Here is a 5,187-nt window from a genome sequence, read left to right on the forward strand (position 1 = left end):
CGCAGCCATCAAGACCAACGACTGAACATCAACAAACAGCGAGGGGGTCAAAATTCGGCCGGAACAGAGGGGTCAACTTTCAGCCGGCGTTGACACCTGCAGCGCTTCATTCGAAAGTCAGCAGATCGTCAGCGAACGCCGTACCGCGTGGCGACTCCCGATCATGCTCGACAGCACTACCGGTATGTCTGACCACGCGGTACGGCACTTGATCATTTTCGCTACTACGTCAGGTCACTTTCCCCCCGACGGGGGTCGTCCCTTTCCGTGGGAGCGCGCCACCGCAGCTCGCAGGTCGTCCTCCGGCCCGCTGAGCCTCCTGGATGCCCGTTCGTGGCCCATGACTCGCTGCGCCGTCAGGGCTGGGGCCTGCCGGGGTGCACGCGCCGTATCCCCATCACGGCCTCGTCGTGACGTGGGGCGTCAGTTCCCGCTTGACCTTGGGAGGGCCTTCACCATCGCCGCTGCCAGCGTCGTCGCCTTCTCCTGAGCCATGGCGGTGATCTCGGAGGCGGAGTTCGGCTTGCGAGGCCAGAGCGCGAGCGCTTCGATGCTGATCAGCAGTGATCCGTGCGCGAACACCAGCCGGGCGTCGCCGGGCAGATAGTCCATCCCTGCGTCGATCTCCGGGTTCACTCGTTTCACCGTCGCCGTGGTCAGCCGCGCGCTCGTCGAAGCGATGGTCACGGCGTCTGACCTCCACCGGGCCGTCGCTTGGCCGATGTTGAGACGGAACTCGGCGCTCGGGCAGCGTGCAGTTCGCGCCTTGGTTGCGGCGGAGACGGCCGCAGACGCATCGGGCAACTGGACCACCCTGATGTCCAAGAGCGTCATCGGGGGCTCGATGTTCTGGAAGGACGGCACGGGGTTGACCTCAAGGCCAGCGGCCCACAGCGCGTCAAGCTGCAGCCCGGCCCCCTTCGCCCGGTTCGGATCGGCGATGAGCAGGGCGCAGGGTTCGTACCACGCTTCTCCGATTTCGATCTCGCCCTGCCGAATGTCGTCGCCGACTCCAGCCTGCTTCACCAGCCCGCCGATAGTCGCCATCAAAGCCTGCGGCTCGTCGGGTAGAGCCGAGTGGGTGGGGCTCACCGACGGCGGCGGTGCCGGCGGGACAGGTTGTTCAATGCACCCGGCAAGCCCCGCCAGTGCCAGCGCGCTCGCGACGAGCGGTCCCCAGCGCATTCGATCACTCACACTCATTGATGCCCCCGCTTCCATCAGAGCGGCAGCATACGGTTCCTCGCCCTTGACGGTTGCCCGTGCCGTTTGGGCGAATAGGTGAGGGCGAAGCCGGTGCGGCCGCTCCTTCGGAAGCGGCCATGTTGTTTGCCGCAGCGGCGGTAGCTGCGGCGATGCCCGCACTCGTAGCAGATCAACTGTCTCGGTGGGGGTTTTCCACAGGCGGCCATGTTGTCCACAGGCGACGACATCGGAACCGCTCGTGGGGCGGATTTCGAGCAGGGTCGGCGGCACACCTGAGCCCGACCGCTGGAGGCCGCGATGCCACCCCGTACCACGGTTCCGCCGATCCGCCGGCTCCCGCTGGTCGTCACCGGCGACGACGAGCTGCTCGACGATGTGCTCCGGCTCGCCGCCGTCGGCGGCACGGAGGTCGAGCTTGCCCGCGATCCGGCGGCTGCCCGTACCCGTTGGCTTCCCGCACCGCTGGTGCTGCTCGGCGCCGATCAGGCGCAGGCGTGTCTGCGGGCCCGGTTGCCGCAGCGGCCGCGGCTGGTGCTGGTCGGTCGAGCTGGTCAGCTCGACCCCGGCTGGCAGGTCGCCGAGCTGATCGGGGCCGAGCACATCGCCGCACTGCCGGCCGCCGAGCCGTGGTTGGTGGATCGGTTCGCCGAGCACGACCCGGACCATCCGACCGGGGTCGGCGCCCGGGTCGTCGCGGTCCTCGGCGGTCGGGGCGGCGCCGGTGCGAGCGTGCTCGCCGGTGGTCTCGCGGTGACCGCCGCCCGTGCCCGGCTGCGCACCCTCCTGGTCGACGCCGACCCGCTCGGTGGTGGCCTCGACCTCGTGCTGGGCTGGGAGCAGTTGGAAGGCCTGCGCTGGCCGTCGCTGACCAGCGCTGACGGGCGGGTGGACGCCCCAGCGCTGGTGCAGGCCCTGCCCAGCCGGGGTGATCTCGTGGTGCTCTCGTGGGATCGCGGCGAGATGCTGGCGTTGCCGGCCACGGCGATGGCGGCGACAGTCGACGCGGCCCGGCGTGGGCGGGACTTCGTGGTGATCGACCTGCCCCGACAGCTGGACGACGCGGCCGTGGTGGCGTTGCAAGCCGCCGACCAGGCGTTCGTCGTCGTGCCGGCGGAGTTGCGTGCCACCGCGGCGGCGACCCGGGTGGTGGCCGCTGCCGCCCCGCACTGCGCCGCGCTCTCGGTGGTGGTGCGTGGGCCCGCCCCGGGGCGATTGCGGGCGACCGAGGTGGCACGCGCGCTGGGCCTACCCCTGGCCGGCACGCTCCGCCCCGAGCCGGGGCTCTGCCGCGGGTTGGAACGCGGCGAAGCGCCGGCCGCCGGGGGCAAGGGCCCACTGGCCGCGCTCTGCCAACGGATCGTCACCGACCTCACCGGCGTGCCGGCTACGGGTGCGGCATGAGCGCCGAGCCCGAGGACGGCACGCTCGCCGCCCGCGTGCGGCAGCGGATCGCCGCCGCCACCACGCCAGTCACCGCCGCGGCGATCGTCTCCGCGGTACGGGCCGAGCCCAGCGCCGCGGTGCTCGGTGACACCGCCATGCTGCGGATCGCCGACCGGGTCCGTGACGACCTCGTCGGCGCCGGGCCGTTGGCGCCGCTGCTCGCCGACCCGGAGGTCACCGACGTGCTCGTCAACGGCGTGCGGGTCTGGGTCGACCGTGGATCGGGGCTGCACCAGGTTGCCGTGCCGGTGGGCTCGGTGGAGGACGTCCGCCGGCTGGCGCAGCGGTTGATCGCCAGCGCTGGGCGGCGGCTCGACGACGGCTCCCCGTACGCGGATGCCCGGCTTCCCGACGGCACTCGACTGCACGCCGTGCTGCCGCCGGTGGCGACCGAAGGTCCCTACCTGTCCCTGCGGACCTTCCGACACCGGCCGTTCACCCTCGACGAGTTGGTGCGTCAGGGGACGGTGCCGCGACCGCTCGCGCCCCTGCTCGCCGCCGTCGTGGCGGCCCGACTGGCGTATCTGGTGACCGGGGGCACCGGTTCGGGCAAGACGACCCTGCTCAACACGTTGCTGGGGATGGTGCCGGCCACCGAACGGATCGTGCTGGTGGAGGACGCCGCCGAGCTGCGCCCGGGGCATCCGCACGTGGTGGGGCTTCAGGCGCGTACCGCAAATGTCGAGGGCACCGGCGTGGTCAGTCTGGCGGACCTGGTCCGACAGGCGTTGCGGATGCGTCCGGACCGGCTGGTGGTGGGGGAGTGCCGGGGCGGTGAGGTGGTCGATCTGCTTGCCGCGCTCAACACCGGCCACGACGGGGGTGCCGGCACGCTGCACGCCAACACCCCGTCGGACGTGCCGGCCCGGTTGGAGGCGCTGGGCATGTTGGGTGGGTTGCCGCGCGCCGCGCTGCATGCCCAGGTGGCCGCCGCATTGCAGGTGTTGTTCCAGGTACGCCGTGGAGACCGGGGTCGCGTCCTGGAGTCGGTCTGCCTGCTGCTGCCCGAGGGGCCCGAACGGCTCGTGACAGTGGTGCCCGCCTGGGTGCGCGGCAGCGGGCTCGGGCTTGCCGCCCGTGCCCTCGGGGCGCTGCTGCGGGAGCGGGGGGTGGCGGTGCCGCCCATCCTCAGTGAGCCGTGGCCCGGATCGGCGGGCCCGGCGTGACCGGCGCGACGGTGCTGGTCGCGGCGCTGCTCCTGTTCGCCGCTGCCCTGGTGGCGTGGCCTGTGCAGAGCCTCAGGGCCCGTCGACGTCGCGTGCTGGCACCGGGGCGGAGGCGCGGCCAGGTCGATCCGGACGACGCCCTGGTGCAGTGGATCAGGGAACTCGGTCGTACGCCGAACGGGCCCGTCGACGAGACCGGCGTTCTCCCGCCTTCGGGTCATCCGGCCGGCATCACGGATGAGCTGGGCGCCACTGCGGCTTCGAGTGGGCGGCGGACGGCACTCGGCTGGCCCAGCCGGGATGTCACCCGCAGCCCGAGGTGGCCGGGTACGGCGGGTGGCTTCACGCGTCCGCAGGGCCCGACCCGCCCGCCCATGCGTCGGGATCCCCGCCGCCCGGCCGGCGCGGCACAGTCGGAGGAGGCCACCGCCATGCCCGATGCGGAACGACACCCGGCCGCGTCGGCGGCCACCATCATGCGCGGCACCAGCGGTGTGGGCGCGAACGACACCCGCGCCCGAGCGGCCGCCGACGGGCACGGTGACCTGGCGACCGACTGTCAGGGTGACGCGTCCGGTGTGGCGGTGGCCGACGGGTGGGCGGTAGCCGATTACCCGGACCAACCAAGCGTCGGCCGGGCCGACGCAACCCCGGGTGCACCGCGGCCGGCGGTGCGCATCACGCGGGCGACGACGCCCCGGGTGCTGCCACTGGTCGGTCTGCTCGGCGGCGGTGTAGGTGCCGTGCTCGCCGGTCCGGTGGCTGCGGTGGCGATGGCGGGGTACGGCACGCTTGCCGTGCGCGGCGTGCTGCGTTGGCGGGTGAACCGGAGCGCCGAGCGGGACCGACGACGTGGGCTGGACCAGCTCTGTGGCCTCGCGGCCGACCTGCGCGCGGGCCTGCCCGTTCCACACGCGATCGAGGTCGCGGCCGTCGACGGTGACGGCGCGAACCGGCTACGTCAGCTGACCTCGGCGGCGGTGCGGTTGGCCGACCGGACCGGCGCGCCGCTGGCGGAGCTGGTCGAGCGGATCGAGGCGGACGCTCGGGCGACCGACCGCGGTTTCGCCGCGGCGGCGGCGCAGGCGGCCGGCGCCCGGGCCACGGCCTGGCTCCTGGCGGCGCTGCCGATCGGCGGGATCGGGCTCGGGTACGGCATCGGCGTCGACCCCATGTCGGTGCTCCTGCACCACACGGTCGGCGGTGCCTGCGCGATTGCTGCGGTCGCCCTTCAGGTCGTGGGCCTGCTCTGGGCAGAACGGCTGGGCGCGACACCGGGCCGGCCCGGATGAGCGCCCGGCGACCCGGCGGGCAGACCAACCCGGCGCTCCAGCCCGGCTCACCAAGCCGGCTCAACTCACCAGGCCAGCCC

4 protein-coding genes are annotated in these 5,187 nt (G+C 72.9%); 3 read left to right on the top strand and 1 reads right to left on the bottom strand.

Translation table 11 applies throughout. The features are described from left to right. Positions 1-423 precede the first annotated feature (423 nt). Positions 424-1,197, bottom strand: a complete 774-nt coding sequence (locus AB0C15_RS30885; RefSeq protein WP_357357967.1) for a hypothetical protein — start codon at positions 1,195-1,197, stop codon at positions 424-426. A 306-nt stretch (positions 1,198-1,503) separates the two neighbouring features. Here AB0C15_RS30885 and ssd point away from each other — a divergent pair, with 306 nt between their 5' ends. From ssd to AB0C15_RS30900, 3 genes are read left to right on the top strand one after another with little or no spacing between them, the layout of a single operon-like run. Then, positions 1,504-2,607 (top strand): septum site-determining protein Ssd, encoded by a 1,104-nt coding sequence (gene ssd, locus AB0C15_RS30890; RefSeq protein ID WP_357357969.1) that lies wholly within the window; start codon positions 1,504-1,506, stop codon positions 2,605-2,607. Next, positions 2,604-3,815, top strand: a complete 1,212-nt coding sequence (locus tag AB0C15_RS30895; protein WP_357357971.1) for a TadA family conjugal transfer-associated ATPase — start codon at positions 2,604-2,606, stop codon at positions 3,813-3,815. Before ssd ends, AB0C15_RS30895 begins: the two co-directional genes overlap by 4 nt. Beyond that, on the top strand, positions 3,788-5,107 hold the full coding sequence (locus AB0C15_RS30900; RefSeq protein WP_357357973.1) for a hypothetical protein: 1,320 nt from the start codon (positions 3,788-3,790) through the stop codon (positions 5,105-5,107). The genes AB0C15_RS30895 and AB0C15_RS30900 overlap by 28 nt, the downstream gene beginning before the upstream one ends. Positions 5,108-5,187 lie beyond the last annotated feature (80 nt).

Origin of the sequence: Micromonospora sp. NPDC048835 (assembly GCF_040649995.1) — a bacterium.
GTDB lineage: Bacteria > Actinomycetota > Actinomycetes > Mycobacteriales > Micromonosporaceae > Micromonospora.

What these genes read in the sequence shown, in the direction of transcription:
- AB0C15_RS30895 (WP_357357971.1), top strand. Translation starts at nt 2,604, where the DNA reads ATGAGCGCCGAGCCCGAGGACGGCACGCTCGCCGCCCGCGTGCGGCAG.
- ssd (WP_357357969.1), top strand. Translation starts at nt 1,504, where the DNA reads ATGCCACCCCGTACCACGGTTCCGCCGATCCGCCGGCTCCCGCTGGTC.